The 221-nt window shown below is 46.2% G+C and carries 1 protein-coding gene; it reads right to left on the reverse strand.

Going from position 1 to position 221, the window contains the following annotated elements:
• Positions 1–21: 21 nt before the first annotated feature.
• Positions 22–221, reverse strand: a 200-nt coding sequence (locus RFK25_RS11700) for a hypothetical protein (RefSeq protein WP_443035567.1), incomplete at its 5' end; no start/stop codon positions are given.

Consider the following 221-nt stretch of genomic DNA (forward strand, 5'->3'; position numbering starts at 1 on the left):
GTCCGTATCGAACTCAGAAAGTCAATCGGCTTCAGAGTCGCTCTCTGTTTCAGAATCGCTCTCTGTTTCAGAATCAACTTCTGTATCACATTCGGAATCTGAATCAGCATCGACTACGCCATCAAGTTCTACAAGCTCTGAAACCAGTACAAGTGAATCATCAGCAAGTGAAACAGGTTCGGAAACCAGTGCGAGCGAAACAGGCGCTACAACTGTAGCAG

This window comes from Streptococcus sp. SS-4456 (assembly GCF_036680365.1).
Classification (GTDB): domain Bacteria; phylum Bacillota; class Bacilli; order Lactobacillales; family Streptococcaceae; genus Streptococcus.